Origin of the sequence: Kitasatospora sp. NPDC056076, assembly GCF_042266305.1 — a bacterium.
Lineage (GTDB): Bacteria > Actinomycetota > Actinomycetes > Streptomycetales > Streptomycetaceae > Kitasatospora.
The window spans coordinates 16,762-32,760 of record NZ_JBHJWG010000067.1 but is presented as its reverse complement, the minus strand read 5'-3'; the positions used below and the strand labels follow the sequence as shown (position 1 = coordinate 32,760).

General features: G+C 74.4%; 15 protein-coding genes. 5 read left to right on the top strand and 10 right to left on the bottom strand.

Annotation, left to right across the window (positions count from 1 at the left end; translation table 11 throughout):
* Window positions 1-29 precede the first annotated feature (29 nt).
* The 3 genes from ACFC1T_RS35410 to ACFC1T_RS35400 are packed head-to-tail and all read right to left on the bottom strand — an operon-like array spanning window position 30 to window position 2,985.
* The gene (locus ACFC1T_RS35410) at window positions 30-533 is read right to left on the bottom strand and encodes a copper chaperone PCu(A)C (protein WP_375896040.1); all 504 of its coding nucleotides are present in this window, start codon (window positions 531-533) and stop codon (window positions 30-32) included.
* A complete protein-coding gene (locus ACFC1T_RS35405) occupies window positions 530-2,776 on the bottom strand; it encodes a heavy metal translocating P-type ATPase (RefSeq protein ID WP_375896044.1) in 2,247 nt (748 codons plus the stop codon). Before ACFC1T_RS35405 ends, ACFC1T_RS35410 begins: the two co-directional genes overlap by 4 nt.
* 59 nt (window positions 2,777-2,835) lie before the next feature.
* Window positions 2,836-2,985: a hypothetical protein gene (locus tag ACFC1T_RS35400; RefSeq protein WP_375896037.1), complete on the bottom strand. Its 150-nt coding sequence runs from the start codon at window positions 2,983-2,985 to the stop codon at window positions 2,836-2,838.
* A 238-nt stretch (window positions 2,986-3,223) separates the two neighbouring features.
* Between ACFC1T_RS35400 and ACFC1T_RS35395 the strand changes: the two genes are divergently transcribed.
* Window positions 3,224-3,691, top strand: a complete 468-nt coding sequence (locus tag ACFC1T_RS35395) for a hypothetical protein (protein ID WP_375896034.1) — start codon at window positions 3,224-3,226, stop codon at window positions 3,689-3,691.
* Between the two features lie 54 nt (window positions 3,692-3,745).
* On the opposite strand, the gene ACFC1T_RS35390 is transcribed toward ACFC1T_RS35395, so the two are convergent.
* The 4 genes from ACFC1T_RS35390 to ACFC1T_RS35375 are packed head-to-tail and all read right to left on the bottom strand — an operon-like array spanning window position 3,746 to window position 6,881.
* The gene (locus ACFC1T_RS35390) at window positions 3,746-4,147 is read right to left on the bottom strand and encodes an NTP pyrophosphohydrolase (RefSeq protein ID WP_375896032.1); all 402 of its coding nucleotides are present in this window, start codon (window positions 4,145-4,147) and stop codon (window positions 3,746-3,748) included.
* The gene (locus ACFC1T_RS35385) at window positions 4,147-4,578 is read right to left on the bottom strand and encodes a PPOX class F420-dependent oxidoreductase (RefSeq protein WP_375896029.1); all 432 of its coding nucleotides are present in this window, start codon (window positions 4,576-4,578) and stop codon (window positions 4,147-4,149) included. The genes ACFC1T_RS35390 and ACFC1T_RS35385 overlap by 1 nt, the downstream gene beginning before the upstream one ends.
* Window positions 4,579-4,614: 36 nt before the next feature.
* Window positions 4,615-5,400 carry a DUF4239 domain-containing protein gene (locus ACFC1T_RS35380; RefSeq protein ID WP_375896026.1) on the bottom strand — a complete coding sequence of 262 codons (786 nt, stop codon included), beginning with the start codon at window positions 5,398-5,400 and terminating at the stop codon, window positions 4,615-4,617.
* A gap of 14 nt (window positions 5,401-5,414) precedes the next feature.
* Window positions 5,415-6,881 (bottom strand): D-alanyl-D-alanine carboxypeptidase family protein, encoded by a 1,467-nt coding sequence (locus ACFC1T_RS35375; protein WP_375896023.1) that lies wholly within the window; start codon window positions 6,879-6,881, stop codon window positions 5,415-5,417.
* A 140-nt stretch (window positions 6,882-7,021) separates the two neighbouring features.
* Between ACFC1T_RS35375 and ACFC1T_RS35370 the strand changes: the two genes are divergently transcribed.
* Complete coding sequence (locus tag ACFC1T_RS35370) at window positions 7,022-7,219, top strand: hypothetical protein (RefSeq protein ID WP_360230485.1); 198 nt, start codon at window positions 7,022-7,024, stop codon at window positions 7,217-7,219.
* Window positions 7,220-7,245: 26 nt separating this feature from the next.
* On the opposite strand, the gene ACFC1T_RS35365 is transcribed toward ACFC1T_RS35370, so the two are convergent.
* Complete coding sequence (locus ACFC1T_RS35365; protein ID WP_375896020.1) at window positions 7,246-8,004, bottom strand: TetR/AcrR family transcriptional regulator; 759 nt, start codon at window positions 8,002-8,004, stop codon at window positions 7,246-7,248.
* 102 nt (window positions 8,005-8,106) lie between these two features.
* On the opposite strand from ACFC1T_RS35365, the gene ACFC1T_RS35360 reads away from it, so the two are divergent.
* The 3 genes from ACFC1T_RS35360 (at window position 8,107) to ACFC1T_RS35350 (ending at window position 14,015) form a co-directional block, all read left to right on the top strand.
* Window positions 8,107-8,952, top strand: coding sequence for a siderophore-interacting protein (locus ACFC1T_RS35360; RefSeq protein WP_375896017.1), 846 nt, complete (start codon window positions 8,107-8,109; stop codon window positions 8,950-8,952).
* Window positions 8,953-9,399: 447 nt separating this feature from the next.
* Entirely contained in the window at window positions 9,400-12,888 is a 3,489-nt protein-coding gene (locus tag ACFC1T_RS35355) for a S8 family serine peptidase (protein WP_375896014.1), read from the top strand.
* A gap of 161 nt (window positions 12,889-13,049) precedes the next feature.
* Window positions 13,050-14,015, top strand: a complete 966-nt coding sequence (locus ACFC1T_RS35350) for an alpha/beta fold hydrolase (protein ID WP_375896011.1) — start codon at window positions 13,050-13,052, stop codon at window positions 14,013-14,015.
* Here ACFC1T_RS35350 and ACFC1T_RS35345 read toward each other — a convergent pair.
* Window positions 14,012-14,719, bottom strand: a complete 708-nt coding sequence (locus ACFC1T_RS35345; RefSeq protein ID WP_375896008.1) for a response regulator — start codon at window positions 14,717-14,719, stop codon at window positions 14,012-14,014. The two genes, ACFC1T_RS35350 and ACFC1T_RS35345, sit on opposite strands and share 4 nt — an antisense overlap.
* A complete protein-coding gene (locus tag ACFC1T_RS35340) occupies window positions 14,716-15,936 on the bottom strand; it encodes a sensor histidine kinase (RefSeq protein WP_375896005.1) in 1,221 nt (406 codons plus the stop codon). The genes ACFC1T_RS35345 and ACFC1T_RS35340 overlap by 4 nt, the downstream gene beginning before the upstream one ends.
* Window positions 15,937-15,999 lie beyond the last annotated feature (63 nt).

Here is a 15,999-nt window from a genome sequence, read left to right as displayed (position 1 = left end):
CCCCGGCACCGGGCCGGCCCGTTTCGGGCTCAGCGCGGCCGGTCGGCCGCCGTGCGGACCTCGGCGGTCAGGTGCAGCGGCGGGCTGTGCCGGAAGGTGAGGGTGAAGGCCACCCGCTGGCCGGGCCGCAGCGCGGGCGGGGCGGGGATCATCAGGTCGGCGTCCTCGGGCGTCATGGCCAGTTCGCCCCGACCGGGGACGGGCAGGCCGGGGACGGGCTCCCAGCGGCCCGCCGCGCCCTGGTGGAGGTGCCGCTTGAGGGTGATCGGTCCACCGAACTCCCAGTCGGCGCCGGTCAGTTCGTCGGGTACGTCGCCCGGGTTGCGGATCGTGAAGAAGGCCGCGGTGGCGGTGGCCGCGCCGGCCGTGGGCAGCAGCACCCAGCCGGGGCCGGCCTCCACCGGGCGGGGGCCGACGCCGGCTCCGCCGACCGCCGTCCAGCCGGTGAGCAGGGCCAGCGCGAGTGCCGCAGCGCCGACCGGCGGGCCGACCGCGGCGAGCCGGTCGAGCGGCCCGGGTATCCGTGTCCTCACCGCAGGCCACCCTTCGCCCGGCCGCTGGTCGTACGGCCCCCCGTCGGCCGGCCGCTGGTCGTACGGCCCCCGGTCGACCGTCCGCGCCCCGGTTCCCAGGTGCGCAGCCGCAGGCTGTTGCCCACCACCAGCAGCGAACTGAGCGACATCGCCACCGCCGCCAGCATCGGGTTCAGCAGCCCGACGGCCGCCAGCGGGATCAGCACCAGGTTGTAGCCGAAGGCCCAGAGCAGATTGGCCCGGATCGTGGCGAGGGTCTGCCGGGCCAGCCGCACGGCGTCCACCACCGCCTCGATGTCACCGCGCACCAGGGTCAGTCCGGCCGCGCCGATCGCGGCGTCGCTGCCGGAGGCCAGCGCCACGCCGAGGTCGGCCGAGGCGAGGGCGACCGCGTCGTTGACGCCGTCGCCGACCACCGCCACCGTCCGTCCGGCGGCCCGCAGTTCGGCCACCACCTCGGCCTTGCGCTCGGGCGAGGCCGAGTCGTGCACCCGCTCGATGCCCAGCTCGGCGGCCACCGCCCGGGCCGCGCCCGGGCCGTCCCCGGTCAGCAGCACGGTCTCCAGGCCCATCCCGCGCAGCCGGTGGAGGGCCCGCCAACTGCCGGAGCGCAGCGTGTCACCGACCGCCAGTACGGCCGCGGCCCGTCCGTCCAGCTCCACCAGGACGGCGGTGCGGCCCGCCGTCCCGGCCGCGGTGACCGCCGCGGCGAGCTCCGGGGGCAGCGCGTCGCCGTCCGGCCGGACGGCCCGGACCGGACGGCCCTCGACGGTGCCGGACACCCCGAGGCCGGTGGCGGCGGCGAAGCCGTCCACCGGGGGGAGCGTCCCGCAGCGCTCCCGGGCGGCGGCCGCGACGGCCCGTCCGATCGGGTGCTCCGAGCGGTGCTCGACCGCGCCCGCCAGCCGCAGCACCTCCGCCTCGGTGCACCCCTCGGCGACCGTCACCGCCGCCAGTTCCATCCGGCCGGTGGTCAGCGTGCCGGTCTTGTCCACCACCACGGTGTCCACCCGGCGCAGGCTCTCCAGCACCTCGGGTCCGCGCACCAGCACGCCCAGTTCGGCGCCGCGCCCGGTCGCCGCCAGCAGCGCCGTCGGGGTGGCCAGGCCCAGTGCGCACGGGCAGGCCACCACCAGGACGGCGACCGCCGCCGTGACGGCCGCCTGCGGGGCGGCGCCCGCGCCCAGCCAGAAGCCCAGGACGCACACCGCGACCGTCAGCACGCAGGGCACGAAGACCCCGGCCACCGCGTCCGCCAGCCGCTGCGCCCGGGCCTTGCCGGCCTGGGCCTCGGCCACCAGGGCGGTGATCCGGGCCAGTTGGGTGTCCGCGCCGACGGCGGTGGCGCGTACCACCAGCGCACCGCCGACGTTCACCGTCGCCCCGGCCACGGCGTCCCCGGGGCCGACCTCCACCGGCACGCTCTCCCCGGTCAGCAGGCTCAGGTCGAGGGCCGAACCGCCCTCCACGACCACTCCGTCGGTGGCCACCCGCTCGCCCGGCCGCACCACGAACTCCTGCCCGGGAAGCAGCAGTTCGACGGGGATCAGGCGTTCCTCGCCGTCCTGCGCCCGGGCGCAGACCTGCTTGGCGCCCAGCTCGGCCAGCGCCCGCAGCGCGGAGCCGCTGCGGCGGCGCACCCGGCCCTCCAGCAGCCGCCCGGCCAGCACGAACAGCGGCACCCCGACCGCCGCCTCCAGGTACACGTGCGCCGCGCCGCCACCGTCGGCGGTCAGCGAGAACGGCATCCGCATGCCCAACTCGCCTGCCCCGCCCAGGAACAGCGCGTAGGCGGACCAGGCGAAGGAGGCCACCACGCCCAGGCTGACCAGGGTGTCCATGGTCGCGGCGGCGTGCCGCAGCCCTTGCAGGGCGCGCCGGTGGAAGCCGGCCGACCCCCAGGTCACCACCGGCACGGCCAGGGCGAAGCAGACCCACTGCCAGGCGTCGAACTGGAGCGCGGGCACCATCGACAGGGCCAGCACGGGGACGGCCAGCAGGGTGGTGACCAGCAGCCGCCGGCGCTCGTCCGGCTCCTCCTCCGGCAGTCCGCCGAGCACCCCGGAGGCCGCCAACTCTGCCGTGTACCCGGCCCGTTCGACGGCCGCGACCAGCTCGTCCACGGACACCCCGGCCGGGTGCAGCACCCGGGCCCGGCCGGTCGCCAGGTTCACCCCGGCCGTCACCCCGTCGATCCGGCCCAGCCGCTTCTCCACCCGGCCCACGCAGGCCGCGCAGGTCATCCCGCCGACCGCCAGATCGGTGGACACCAGCTCCCCGGTGTCCGCCCCCGCGACCGGGCTCACCGCATCCCGCCCATGTCGTGCCCGCCCATGCCGGGCGAGGAACCGCCGCCCCGGCTCGGCGTCAGCCCCGGGGCCACCGGCCCCGCCTGCCGCCCCACCGCGTACGAGACCACGAACACCACCACCAGCAGCAGGGCGAACCCCACCAGCACACTCGACGGCCGGACACCCGGCGATTTCGGCTTCACCCCCCACCAGTCGGACGGCCGGAGCGGTCGGTTCCCGAACCTTCCGGGCCGGGCGGGTGGCGCTCGTCACGGTCCGCCCGGCCCGGTCCGCCCGCCGCCGTCGTACCGGGTGTCGCACCGCTGTCGTACCGGCGTCGTACGATCATTCGTGTGCCGAAGACCGGCGCAGGTACGACGAGCATCCGGGGGGATGGCGATGGAGACGACGAAGCGGGCCCGCGCACTGGGCGTGGCGGCCGGGGTCCTGGGGGTGGCGCTGGCGTTCGCCGGAACGGCGTCGGCGCGGCCGACCGACGGGCCGGACACCCCGATCGGCGGGCCGGGGACGGGGCGGATCCTGCCGCCGACCCCGGACGAGGACACCATGTTCTCGATCCCGGACTGGATCGGCAACGGCGGCGCCGTGACGGCCTCGGTGACGGAGTCGCTGCCGATCACGGTCGTCGTCGGCTGCCGGGGCGGCGGTTCGGTACAGGTCCACGTCGGCGGGCAGGCCCCGGCCGACTTCACGGTGCAGTGCCCGGCGGACGCGGTCGGCGTCGGCTCGGTGGAGATCCCCGCCCGGCCGGGCCGGGACTTCCAGTTCACCGTCCGCACCTCGGACCCGTCGATCCACTGGGGCATCAACGCCCTCCAGGTCCGCCCCGCTCCGCCGACCGACTGACCGCCGACGGACCGGCCGCCTACGGACCGACCGTGGTCGGACCCGGCCGGGGGCTCAGCGCCGGACGCTCCGCGGGCCCGTCACGGCGGCGCCCAACGCGCCGACCCGGGCCCGTAGTTCGCGGTCGGCGGTGACCACCAGGCAGGCCCGCGCCGGATCCCCGGCGCGGGCCTCGCGGACCAGTTCCACGATCCGGTCGTCGCCGCTGCCCGCCGCCGACACCACCCGGACCTCCGGCAGCCCGGTGACGCCCCGGGCCGCGCCCTCGACCACCAGCACCACCTCCAGCGGGCCGGGGTGCTCCGGCACGCCCCGGGCGGCCACGGCGACCAGGGCGTCCCGGAGGCGTTCGGCGGCGCCGCGCCGGTCGCGCCACCAGCCGTCGGGGACCGAGCCGACCACGTTCGCGCCGTCCACCACCAGCAGGGGCGGCGGCGCGGCCTCGTCATGTTCCATCAGTCCGTCCGGTCCGCCTGATCCGTCAGGGTGATCCGGATGCCGACGGTGCCGCGCTCACCGCGCCGCAGCCGGCTGCCGAGCAGGGTGAGCACGCCGAGCAGCCCGTACTTCTGGCGCAGCAGGGTGCGGTAGGCGGCGGTGCGCTCGGGGGCGAGGAGTTCGGCGGTGGCCGGGTACTGGTCGCCGGTCGGGCGGCCCTTGACGTCGCAGGGGCCGACCAGGACGTCGGCCCGGTTGCGGATCCGCTTGACCTTCCAGGAGTCCGCGACGGTCCAGACGCCGAGCGCCTCCCCGTCCCGGACCACCCACACCGGGGTCGGCACCGGGGTGCCGTCCTTCTTGTAGGTGGTGACGAGCAGGTAGCTGCCGGAGGAGAGGCTGACGATCCGGGCGAGCCGGGCCGCGGCGGTGGGGTCGGGCGTGGTCATGGCCGAGAGTCTACGAGGTGGGAGCGCTGTGGCCGGTCACCAGAAGCGGGCGAGGGCGCTCTGTCTGAACGGCTCCGGCGAGATGCAGAGCTCCCCGGCGAACGGCCGGTCCAGCACCAGGACGAGCAGCAGGCTGAAACCGATCAGCGCGGCCACCGAGCCGACGAACAGCAGCCGTGCCCGCCGGGCGCGGACGCCGTACAGCAGGGACAGCAGGACGATCGCCACCGCTCCGCCGACGATCAGGACCTGGAGCAGGACGGGCAGTTCGGAGCCGCTCGCGTTGATCCGGTCCCGGCGCCGGCCGGCCACGTCGTTGAGGCTGTCGAGCGCCTTCGCGTAGAAGGCCTGCTCGGACGGCGACTGCGGCTCGAACGCGAGCAGCGCCCGGTACATCGCGTCGACCTCCGTGCCGGTGGCCGTGAACTCGCCGCGGCCGGCCCTCATCAGCGGCCACTGCCGCTCCACCACGACGTGCACGTAGTCGCCGACCGAGGCGGTGACGGCCGCCCGGGGCCCGGGCGGGAAGGCGGCGGCGTCCCGGGCGATCTGGGAGACCGCGGTGGCTTCGGCGGAGACCACCTTCTGGGTGTCCTGCAGCTCGGTCCACAGGTTGACGATGACGAAGGCCAGGATGAGGCCGTAGATCGCGCCGAAGATGCCGAGCACCACGCCGACCATGTCGTTGTTCCCGCCCCGGGCGAGGGTCGGGGACCAGCGGCTGACCAGGACGCTCCCGGCCAGGGCCAGCAGGACGGACCCGCCGACCACCAGCACGCCGAGCCAGGCGGTGGAGAGGTGGTTCAGCAGCCACAGCTCCATGACCGACCTCCGGGTCAGCCGTCCCGGCGGGGTCGGGTGCCGCGGAGGAGGGCGCGGGCGCGTCGGGTGAGACGGCGGGCCACGCGGCCGCCGACGCCGGTGGCACCGATCCGGGAGGCGCCGGTGCCGACACCGGTGCCGAGGCCCGTGCTGCCGCCGGCCGACGCGGGGCCGGTCGGCCGGGGGCCGGTGGGCGCGGCGCCCGCGGCGGGGGCCGAGCGGGCGGCGGCGAGGCCGGCGCGGCGCCGGGCGGAGCCGCGGGCGGTGCCCCAGACGGCGAGACCGGTGGCGACGGCGGCGCCGGTCCAGAGGGCGGGCGCGAGGACGGAGTCGTCGCCGCCGAGGACGGGGGTGCGGGACCAGGGCGGCAGGTCGGCCTCGCTGTCGGCGGCGGCCTGCGGGGCGCCGTCGGCCGGGGTGGCGGGCGCGCCCGGGGCGCCGTCCTTGGTGCTGCCCTTCGGCGCGGCGAGGTCCTCGACGAGTTGCCCGACCGGCTGGACCTTGCCCGCCGCGGCGAAGCCCCAGTCCAGCAGGACGGCGGCCTCGTCGTAGACCTTGCTCTGCGCCTCGGGGTGCATCACGGTCACCAGCAGGGTGCGGCCGCCGCGTTCGGCGGCTCCGGTGAAGGTGGCGCCCGCGTTGGTGGTGTAGCCGTTCTTGACGCCGATCAGGCCGGGGTACTTGCCGAGCAGCCGGTCGGTGTTGGCGATGTCGAAGGCGGTGCGCTGGCCGGTGGCCTTGTCGAGTCCGCCGGGGAAGCGGGCGGTGCGGGTGGCGCAGTAGGACCGGAAGTCGGCGTTGCGCAGCCCGGCGCGGGCGAACAGGGTGAGGTCGTACGCGGAGGAGACCTGGCCGTCCATGTCGTAGCCGTCGGGGGAGACCACCTTGGTGTCCCGGGCCTGGAGGGACTGGGCGCGGGCCTGCATCTCCCGGACGGTCTGCTGGACGCCGCCGTTCATGTGGGCCAGGACGTGCACGGCGTCGTTGCCGGAGCTGAGGAAGACGCCCCGCCAGAGGTCCTCCACCCGGTACGGCAGGTTCTCCTTGACGCCGACCAGGCTGCTGCCGACGCCGAGGTCGGCGAGTTCGGCGGGGGTGACCTGGTGCTCCGTGGAGCGGTCGAGCTTGGGCAGCACGGTGTCCGCGAACAGCATCTTGAGGGTGCTGGCCGGGGGCATCGGCAGGTGGGCGTCGCGCGCGGCGAGCACCTCGCCGGTGCCGGCGTCGGCGATCAGCCAGGAGCGGCCGGTCAGTTCGGCCGGCAGGGCGGGGGCCCCGGCCAGCGGCGCGACCTGGACGGCCGGGCGGCCGAGCCGCTCGCCGCCGACGGCGGAGGCGGCGTCCTGGGCGAGGGCCGCCGGGGCGCCGGCGGCGAGCACCAGGGCGGAGGCGGCGGAGACGGCCGCGACCCTGGCGACGGACGGTGGTTTCGGCTGCGGTCCCCGCTGCTCACGCTCTGACTGCTCACGCTTCGGCTGCACACGGCGAACGTACCGGCGCCGCCGTCGGACCGCCGTGTCGGCTGCTCCGTCCGGAGGGAGGGCGGGACGCGACTTTGGTCAACGCCGGTCGCGCCGAAAGTCGGTTGGGCGCGGGCCGGCGGATTCCTAGGCTCGGGAGCATGAAGACCCTGCTCGGTTACCTCGGTTTCGTCCTGATCCTGGGCGGCGGCACCGGCCTGCTGGCCGACCACCTCGGGGGCTTCCGGCTGTTCGGCTTCGTCCGCTTCCTGGTGCCGGACGGACACGAGACCGCCGGGTACGCCGTGCTGCTGGTGCTCGGCGCCCTGCTGGCGATCCCCGCCGCCCGGCGGGGGTAGCGGGCCTCCCCTCCCGGCCCCTCGGCTCAGGCGCCGACGCCCGCGGCCACCCCGTCGAGCAGGACGGCCAGGCCGGTGCGGAAGGCGTCCGCGCCGGTGTCCTCCGGGCTGCCGCCGGCGCTCTGGAGGGCGGTCAGCAGCGGGAAGCGCTGCGGGAAGTCCGGCGCCAGTTCGGCGAGCCGGGCGGAGCGGGTGCTCCACCACTCCTCGTCCGTGACGCCGGTGGCGGCCGCCGCGCCGCGGGCGTCGGCGGTGGCGGCGGCCGTGCCGCGGACGAACTGCCAGAGCGCGGCGACCGCCCCGCGCAGCCGCCCGACGGGCAGGCCGGCGGGTCGCAGCGCGGCCAACAGGTTTTCCATGGCGGCGAGTTCGGCCGGGCCGAGGACGGGGCGGGCCTGCGAGACCTGGAGCACCCAGGGGTGGCGCAGGTAGCAGGCGTACAACTCCTCGGCCCAGGCGGTGACGTCGGCCCGCCAGTCGTCGAACTCCGGTGTTCCGGTGGGGAGCTCGGCGAGCACCCGGTCGTGCATCAGGTCGAGCAGTTCGGCCTTGCCCGGCACGTAGGTGTAGAGCGCCATCGCGGTGCGGCCGAGCCGTTCGCCCACGGCGCGCATCGACAGGGCGGCCATTCCCTCGGCGTCGGCCACCGCGATTCCGGCGGACACGATCGCGTCCACACTCAGCCCCGGTTTCGGGCCGCTGCGCCCGGTGCGCGGTTCCCCGGGGTGCCCCCACAGCAGGGCGAGTGAGCGGTGGGCGTCTCCCTGCCCGGCGTAGACGGTCATCCCGACATCTCCTTATGGCGTAAAGTATCCTGGCGCCAGCAACTCTTTATGCCGTAAGTTATCAGGATTCCGCACAGCGGTCCGCACAGCGAGGGGTTACCGATGACTCTGCCCGTCACCTTCATCGAGGTCGTAGCGGTCGACCGGATCACGCCGCGCACCGCCCGGGTCGTCTTCGAGGCGGAGGCCCTGGACGACACCGTGGGCGGCACGCCCGACCAGCAGCTCAAGCTCTGCTTCCCGCGCCCGGGGCAGCGCGAGCCGGAGCTGCCGGCGGGGCAGGACGACCCGATGGGCTGGTACCGGGCCTATCTGGCGATCCCCGAGGCCGACCGCCCGGTCATGCGCAGCTTCACCCTGCGCCGCAGGCACCCCGGCACCCGGCGGATCGAGGTCGACTTCGTCCTGCACGGCGACTCCGGCCCGGCCGCGGCCTGGGCGCTGCGGGCCGCGCCGGGGGACCGGCTCGGCATGGTCGGGCCCTCCGCGCTGTACGCCCCGCCGGTCCCGTTCGCCCAGGTCGCGGCGGCGGCCGACTGGGTGCTGCTGGCCGGCGACGAGACCGCCCTGCCGGCCGTGGCGACGCTGCTGGAGGCCCTGCCGGAGGGGGCGCGGGCGCACGCCTGGATCGAGGTCGCGGACCGGGCGGAGCGTCAGCGGCTGGCGACCCGGGCCGAACTGGAGGTGCGCTGGCTGCACCGCGACGGCGCGGCCCCGGGCGCCCTGCTGACCGCGGCGTTCCGGGGCGGCGCGCTGCCGGGCGGGCGGCCCTTCGTCTGGCTGGCCGGGGAGGCGGGTGCGGTGCGGGCGCTGCGCCGCTGCCTGGTGGAGGAGCACGGGGTGCCGAAGTCGGACATCGACTTCACCGGCTACTGGCGCCACCGGCTGACCCAGGACGACGCGCCGACGGCCGAGGACCTCGCGGACGCCCGGGAGCGACTGGGGTGAACTCCTCGGCCGCCCCGTTCGTTCTGCATGCCGAGCGTTCTGCGTGCCGTTCGTTCTGCGTGCCGAGCGTTGTTTCGAGAGCCGTCGACGGGGAAGAAGAGTCGCGGTGTCGACAAAGAGGCAGCGGGTGGGCCGGGGTGGCGATGTTCCGCCAGTGTCCAGAGTTCGCCACTGACGTTTTTGCCGCCGCGGAAGCCTGTTTTGACCGTCCCTGACCGGCTCTGATCGGTGAAAAAGGGGCAGCAGCGGCCGGATTTATACTGTGTATTTTACTTTCTGATGGTCATTTTTACTTTCTGATGGGGTTTTAACCCCTTGTCGTGGTCGTGCCGGATGCGCTGGAATGCGACCGCTGTCGGGACGCGCGGTCCGGAGCACCGCGCGTCCGACCAGGATTCGTAGGCTGGATCGTGCAACCTGACGTCTCATCAGACGAAAGGATGTCCATTGATCGGCTGGCGCAAGACCCAGCTAGCAGCCGCCGTCACCGTCACCGCCGCGTCCATGGTCCTGAGCCTCGGGACCATCGCGAGCGCGGCCCCGACCCAGGATCCGCAGAACGCCCAGGCGGCGTCCTCGGACGGGTCGCCGGCACCGGTGATCGTGATCCTGAAGGACCAGATAGCGGACGCCCCGGCCGACCACGGTCACCTCGGCGCACGTGAGCAGAAGACCGCCAGCGCGCAGAAGCCGCTGCTGGACAAGGTCAAGGCCAACGGCGGCACCAACGTCAAGAGCTTCGTGGTCGGCAACGCCTTCTCCGCCACGGTCAGCCCGGCCGAGCGCGCGGCGCTCCAGTCCGACCCGGCGGTCGCCGCCGTGGTCGCCGACACCCAGGTCCAGGTGGCCCCCGTCGCCTCGACCACCGCGAAGAAGGCGGACACCGCGGCCACGGCCTCCGGCAAGTCCGGCGACGCGTCGAAGGCCGTTTCGGGCAGCAACGGCCAGGGTTCCCAGGAGAACGCGACCAACACGGTCTGCCCCTCCGACCCGACCAAGCCGCTGCTGGAGCCCGAGGGCCTCTACTCGGTCCGTGCCTACAGCGGCAACGGCAACCCCGGCGTGGAGAACCTGGCCACCGGCAAGGGCGTCAAGGTCGCCTACATCGCCGACGCGCTCGACCCGAACAACCCGGACTTCATCCGGGCCGACGGTTCGCACGCCGTGGTGGACCACCAGGACTTCTCGGGTGAGGGCTGGGACGCGCCGAGCGGTGGCGCCGAGGCCTTCGGCGACGCCTCGGCGGTCATCGCCCAGGGCCGTCAGACCTACGACGTCTCGCAGTTCGTCAACGCCTCGCACCCGCTGCCGGCCGGCTGCAACATCAACATCCGCGGCCTCGCCCCGGACGCCGACCTGGTCGCCCTCAAGGCCGGCGGCGAGATGATGTCCAACTCGTCGATCCTGCAGTCCATCGACTACGCGGTGCGGGTCGCCCACGTGGACGTGCTGAACGAGTCCTTCGGCGGCAACGTCACCCCGGACAGCGGCGCCCACGACACCATCGCGCTCTTCAACGAGCAGGCCGTCAAGGCCGGTGTCACCGTCGCGGTCTCCACCGGTGACGCCGGTATCAGCGGCACCATCGGCACCCCGGCCACCGACCCGTACGTGATCTCGGTCGGCGCGTCGACGGACAACCAGAACTACCAGCAGACCGGCTACGCGGCTTCCAAGTTCTCCAACAAGACCTGGAACAACAGCCGGATCTCCGCGCTCTCCTCGGGCGGCTTCACCATGGCCGGCCGCACCCTCGACCTGGTCGCCCCGGGCGAGTCGGACTGGGCGCTGTGCACCGCCGACACCACCAAGTACGCGGACTGCACCAACTTCAACGGCAAGGGCTCGAACATCCAGCCCTTCGGCGGCACCAGCCAGGCCGCCCCGTTCGTCACCGGTGCCGCGGCCCTGGTCATCCAGGCCTACCGCGACACCCACGGCGGCGACTCGCCGTCCCCGGCGCTGGTGAAGAAGTTCATCACCGGCACCGCCACCGACCTCGGCGTCCCCGCCGAGGAGCAGGGCGCCGGTCTGCTCAACGTCCGGGCCGCCGTCGAGGCCGCCCGCGGCTACGACGACGGCGACGGCACCGACGGTGCCCGCACCGTCGTGGTCAACACCGGCCAGGTGAGCATCCAGGGCGCCCCCGGTTCGACCCACACCGCCGACGTCTCCGTCACCAACACCAGTGACGAGCCGCAGTCGGTGAGCGCCACCACCCGCAGCTTCGCGCCGCAGGCCACCAACCAGCAGGTCGTCAAGCTGGACTCGGCCTCGACCGACACCTTCAAGTACGCCACCAACGGTGCCGACTGGGTGCAGAAGCAGGTCAAGTTCACCGTTCCGGCCGGTGCCGACCGCCTCGCGGCGTCGATCGCCTGGCACGGCGGCCCGAACCCGGTCACCAACGGCCCCGTGGTCCGCATGACGCTGCTCGACCCGTCGGGCCGCTTCGAGACCAACACCCGTCCGCAGGGCGGCGCCACCCCGGCCAACTTCGGCCTGGTCGACGTCCCGCACCCGGTGGCCGGCGAGTGGACCGCCATCATGTACACCCCGGCGGGCAAGGCCGGCTACACCGGCGACGTCCAGTTCGGCACCTCCACCCAGCGCGCGGTCCCGGCCGGCGCGGTGAGCCCGAACACCACCGAGCTGCAGCCCGGTCAGACCAAGACCCTCAAGGTCCAGCTGACCACCCCGGCGACCAGCGGTGACAGCAGCGAGGCGGTCCTCGTCTCCAGCTCGAACGGCAACACCACCAGCGTCCCGGTCGTGCTGCGCAGCCTCGTCCCGGTCAAGGACGGCAAGGGCAGCTTCACCGGTACCATCACCGGTGGCAACGGCCGCGGCTCCTCGCCGACGCAGATGTTCGCCTACGGCTTCGACGTCCCGAAGGGCCAGAAGGACCTGCGGGTCGGCGTCACCGTCGGCAAGGACGCGAACCTGTTCATGCAGGGCGCCCTGATCAGCCCGAACGGCACCCCGGTCGACATCGAGGGCAACACGCTGTTCGACGCCCAGGGCAACCTGACCGGCGCCGCCAACGGCGTCTCGGCCACCACGATCAACCCGGCCGAGGGCCACTGGCGCTTCGTCCTGAACGTGCTCGGCCCGGTCAGCGGCCAGGAGCTCGCCCAGGACTTCGCCGGCAGCATCGCGTTCAACCAGAACCAGGCCACCGCGGCCGGTCTGCCGAACGACCCGAAGACGAAGCTGGCGGCCGGCAAGCCGGTCACCGTCAACGTCAACTACACCAACAACACGGTCGCCACCCAGTCGATCGCGGCCGACGGCCGCCTCGACAAGCGCGTCGACCTGCCGCTCGTCCCGCAGGGTGCCTCGGCCAGCGTCAACCTGCCGCTGAGCCTGACCTCCTCGGTGCCGAGCTTCCTGGTGCCGCCGAGCACCGACCAGCTCAAGGCCGTGGCGGCGTCCTCGACGCCGGCGCAGATCGAGCTGAGCGCCACCACCGCCTCGCCGGACCTCTTCGGTGACCTCAAGAAGGCCCAGGACGGCTCCGCCATCTCGGTCGCCACCTCCAAGGGCAGCGCCGAGCAGCCGATCGTCCCCGGTGCCTGGAGCACCTTCGTCCAGCAGATCGGCCCGTTCGGCACCGCCGGCGCGCCGAAGGGCACCTCCACCATCACCGCCACCGCGCACACCCTGGCGTTCGACCCGGCGCTGACCTCCAGCACCGGTGACCCGTACGCCGCCGCGGTGAACGCCACGGCCACGGCCGCCGCCCCGGTGACCGTCGCCCCCGGCGCCACCGGCTCGCTGCAGGTGACCGTCACCCCGACCGGCCCCAAGGGCAGCACGGTCAAGGGTCTGCTCTACCTGGTGTCCGGCCCGACCTTCGTGCCGACCGCCAACAACAGCCTCGGCACCACCGGTGCGGTGCTCGCGGCGATCCCCTACAGCTACACGGTGAACTGACGCTCAACCAGTTCAGCGCACCAGCCTGAGGCCGAGGCCGTCCCGGAGTTCCGGGGCGGCCTCGGCTGCTTGTCCCGGTGCCGGAACAAGTCGGGGCCGTCCGCTTGTTGAGCCTGGGAGGAGAGCCCTCGGGGTCCTACGGAGCGGAACGGGAGCGGGAGTTGAACGAGGCGATCAAGCACAGCGAGATCGAGGTGAACGGTGTCCGGCTGCACCTCGCCGAACAGGGGGAGGGGCCGCTGGTCCTGCTGCTGCACGGCTTCCCGGAGAGCTGGTACTCCTGGCGCCACCAGTTCGCGCCGCTCGCCGCGGCCGGGTACCGGGTGGTCGCCCCCGACCAGCGCGGCTACGCCCGCAGCGCGCAGCCGGCGGCCGTGGACGCGTACTCCGTACTGCACCTGATCGGCGACGTCACCGCGCTGATCCGCGAACTCGGCGGGGAGAAGGCCGTGGTGGTCGGCCACGACTGGGGCGCGCCGGTCGCCTGGGGCACCGCCGCCCTCCGGCCGGACCTGGTGCGCGGGGTCGCCGGCCTGAGCGTCCCGCCGCTGCCGGCCGGCCCCGGCACGCTGCAGGCGGCCCGGGAGAGGTTCGGCGAGGGCTTCTACCAGATCTACTTCCAGCAGCCCGGCCGGGCCGACGCCGAGCTGGCCGCCGACATCAGGTCCAGCCTGCGCCGGGTGCTGTGCGGCCTCCAGCCCGGTGGCGAGCCGCGGCCGTGGGTCGTCCCCGAGGGCAGGACCCTGCTGGACACCATCCCGGAGCCGGACCGGCTGCCCGGCTGGCTCACCGACGCGGACCTCGATGTGTTCGCCGCCGACTACGCCCGGCACGGTGAGCGGGCCTTCACCGGCGGGCTCAACTGGTACCGCAACATCGACCGCAACAACGAGCTGATGGCTGCCTTCACCGGCCTGCGGATCGAGGTGCCCGCGCTGTACGTGGCCGGCGAGCAGGACCTGGTGAACGCGATGATCCCGCCCGGTGTGCTGGACTACCTGCTGACGGAGCTGACCCCGCGGCTGCACCGGCACGTCCGGCTGCCGGACACCGGCCACTGGACCCAGCAGGAGCGCCCGGCCGAGGTCACCGAGGCGCTGCTGGACTTCCTCAAGAGCCTGGACTAGCCGGAGTTCCGGCCGGCCTGGTCGCCCTGCCCCGTGCGGGCGGTGACCAGGCCGGACTCGTACGCGGCGATCACCGCCTGGGCGCGGTCCCGGACGTCCAGCTTGCCGAAGATGCTGGTGATGTAGTTCTTCACGGTGGACTGGCTGATCTCCAGGGCCAGCGCGATCGCGCCGTTGTCGAGCCCGGTGGCGATCAGCCGCCACACGTCGACCTCCCGGGGCGTGAGCTCGCCGCACCGCACGGCGGCCGACGACGCCGGTGCGGGCGCGGCGGGCGCCCGGACGTAGGTGGAGATCAGCCGGGTGAGCAGCCGCGGGGCGACCACCGCCTCCCCGGCGTGCACCGTCCGGATCGCCGAGCTCAGCTCCTCCGGGGAGACGTCCTTGGGCAGGAAGCCGTGGGCGCCGGCGCGCAGCGCGGCCACCACGTACTCGTCCATGTCGAAGGTGCTCAGCGCCAGGACCCGGCAGCCGGGCAGCTCCCGGGCCAGCCGTTCGGTCGCGCCGACGCCGTCCAGGACGGGCATCCGGATGTCCATCACCACGACGTCGGGGCGCAGCCGGAGGGCGGCGGCGACGGCCTGCTCGCCGTCCCCGGCCTCGCCGACCACGGTCAGGGACGGGTCGGGGGAGAGGATCAGCGACAGGCCGCGGCGCACCAGCGGCTGGTCGTCCACCAGCAGCACCCGGATCCGCCCGGTCATCGGAGCACCTGCCCGGTCTGGACCGCGGCCTCGGCCGATTCGGCGTCGCTCAGCGGGAGTTCGGCGGCCACGGCGAAGCCGCCGCCCGGCTGCGGGCCGGTCGCCAGGGTGCCGCCGTGCAGGGCGACCCGCTCGCGCATGCCGAGCAGGCCGTACCCGGCCCGGCCGGTGGGCTCCGCCGGGGGCGCGCCGCCGCCGTCGTCCCGCACCTCGACGGTCACCCGGTCCGGGTGGTAGGCGAGGCGGACGGTGGCCCGGGCGGGCCCGGCGTACTTGCGGGCGTTGGTGAGGCCCTCCTGCACGATCCGGAAGACGGTCAGGCCGACCGTCGGCGGCAGCGGGCGCGGGGGCCCGTCGACGGTGAACTCGGTCGGCAGCCCGGCCACCCGGGACTCGTCCACCAGCCGCTCCAGGTCCTCCACCCCGGGCTGGGGCAGCGGCGGGGCGGCATCCGGTTCGTCCCCGGTCCGCAGCACGTTCAGCAGCTGGCGCATCTCGCGCAGCGCCAGCCGGCCCGAGGACTCCAGGACGACCAGGGCGTCCCGGACCACCTCCTGGTCCCCGAGGTTGGCGCGGGCACCGCCGGCCATCAGCTGCATGGTGGTGATGTGGTGGGCCACGATGTCGTGCAACTCCCTCGCGATCCTGCGGCGTTCGTCGGCCACCGCGCGGTCCGCCAGCAGCCGGCGGTTGGCGGCCACCTCGCGCTGCCAGCGGGCCACCACCAGGCCGGCCCCGGCCACCATGGCGGCGGCCGTCGGGTCGGCGACGAGCTGCGGCCAGAGCGGGGAGTCGAGGCGGAACTGGCTCAGCGTGGTGCTCAGCGCCGTCGCCGCCGCGGCGGCCGCGGTCACCGGGACGCTCAGGCTCACCCCGACCGAGTACAGCGCGACGGCCAGCACCGCGCCGAAGTGCGAGCCCATCGGGGAGAGCAGGTCGGTCCCCGCCTGGAGCACCAGGACGACGGCCAGCGCCGGCAGCGGGCGGCTGCGCCGGGCCAGCAGCGGCAGGGCGGACAGGACGCTCAGCGCGAAGGCCGGCACGCTCATGCTGCGGGTGCCGGTCACCGGGCCGAGCAGGACGTAGCCGATCAGGTCCAGGGCGCCGGCGCCGATGGCCACCATGGCGTCGGTACGGGTCCACGGCAGGCGGTCCGTCCAGTCCTCCGGCGGCCCGTCGGTACCCGTGCCCACCCCGGGGCGCTGACGCCCGTCCATCTGTTTCCTCCCGGCTGACCAGCGCTGACCTCGCCATTCTGGCATCGGCCGGGCGGCCCTCGC

What these genes read in the sequence shown, in the direction of transcription:
- ACFC1T_RS35370 (WP_360230485.1), top strand. Translation starts at nt 7,022, where the DNA reads ATGAAGACCCTGCTCGGTTACCTCGGTTTCGTCCTGATCCTGGGCGGC.
- ACFC1T_RS35390 (WP_375896032.1), bottom strand. Translation starts at nt 4,147, where the DNA reads ATGGAACATGACGAGGCCGCGCCGCCGCCCCTGCTGGTGGTGGACGGC.
- ACFC1T_RS35395 (WP_375896034.1), top strand. Translation starts at nt 3,224, where the DNA reads ATGGAGACGACGAAGCGGGCCCGCGCACTGGGCGTGGCGGCCGGGGTC.
- ACFC1T_RS35345 (WP_375896008.1), bottom strand. Translation starts at nt 14,719, where the DNA reads ATGACCGGGCGGATCCGGGTGCTGCTGGTGGACGACCAGCCGCTGGTG.
- ACFC1T_RS35405 (WP_375896044.1), bottom strand. Translation starts at nt 2,776, where the DNA reads ATGACCTGCGCGGCCTGCGTGGGCCGGGTGGAGAAGCGGCTGGGCCGG.
- ACFC1T_RS35360 (WP_375896017.1), top strand. Translation starts at nt 8,107, where the DNA reads ATGACTCTGCCCGTCACCTTCATCGAGGTCGTAGCGGTCGACCGGATC.
- ACFC1T_RS35380 (WP_375896026.1), bottom strand. Translation starts at nt 5,400, where the DNA reads ATGGAGCTGTGGCTGCTGAACCACCTCTCCACCGCCTGGCTCGGCGTG.
- ACFC1T_RS35365 (WP_375896020.1), bottom strand. Translation starts at nt 8,004, where the DNA reads ATGACCGTCTACGCCGGGCAGGGAGACGCCCACCGCTCACTCGCCCTG.
- ACFC1T_RS35340 (WP_375896005.1), bottom strand. Translation starts at nt 15,936, where the DNA reads ATGGACGGGCGTCAGCGCCCCGGGGTGGGCACGGGTACCGACGGGCCG.
- ACFC1T_RS35385 (WP_375896029.1), bottom strand. Translation starts at nt 4,578, where the DNA reads ATGACCACGCCCGACCCCACCGCCGCGGCCCGGCTCGCCCGGATCGTC.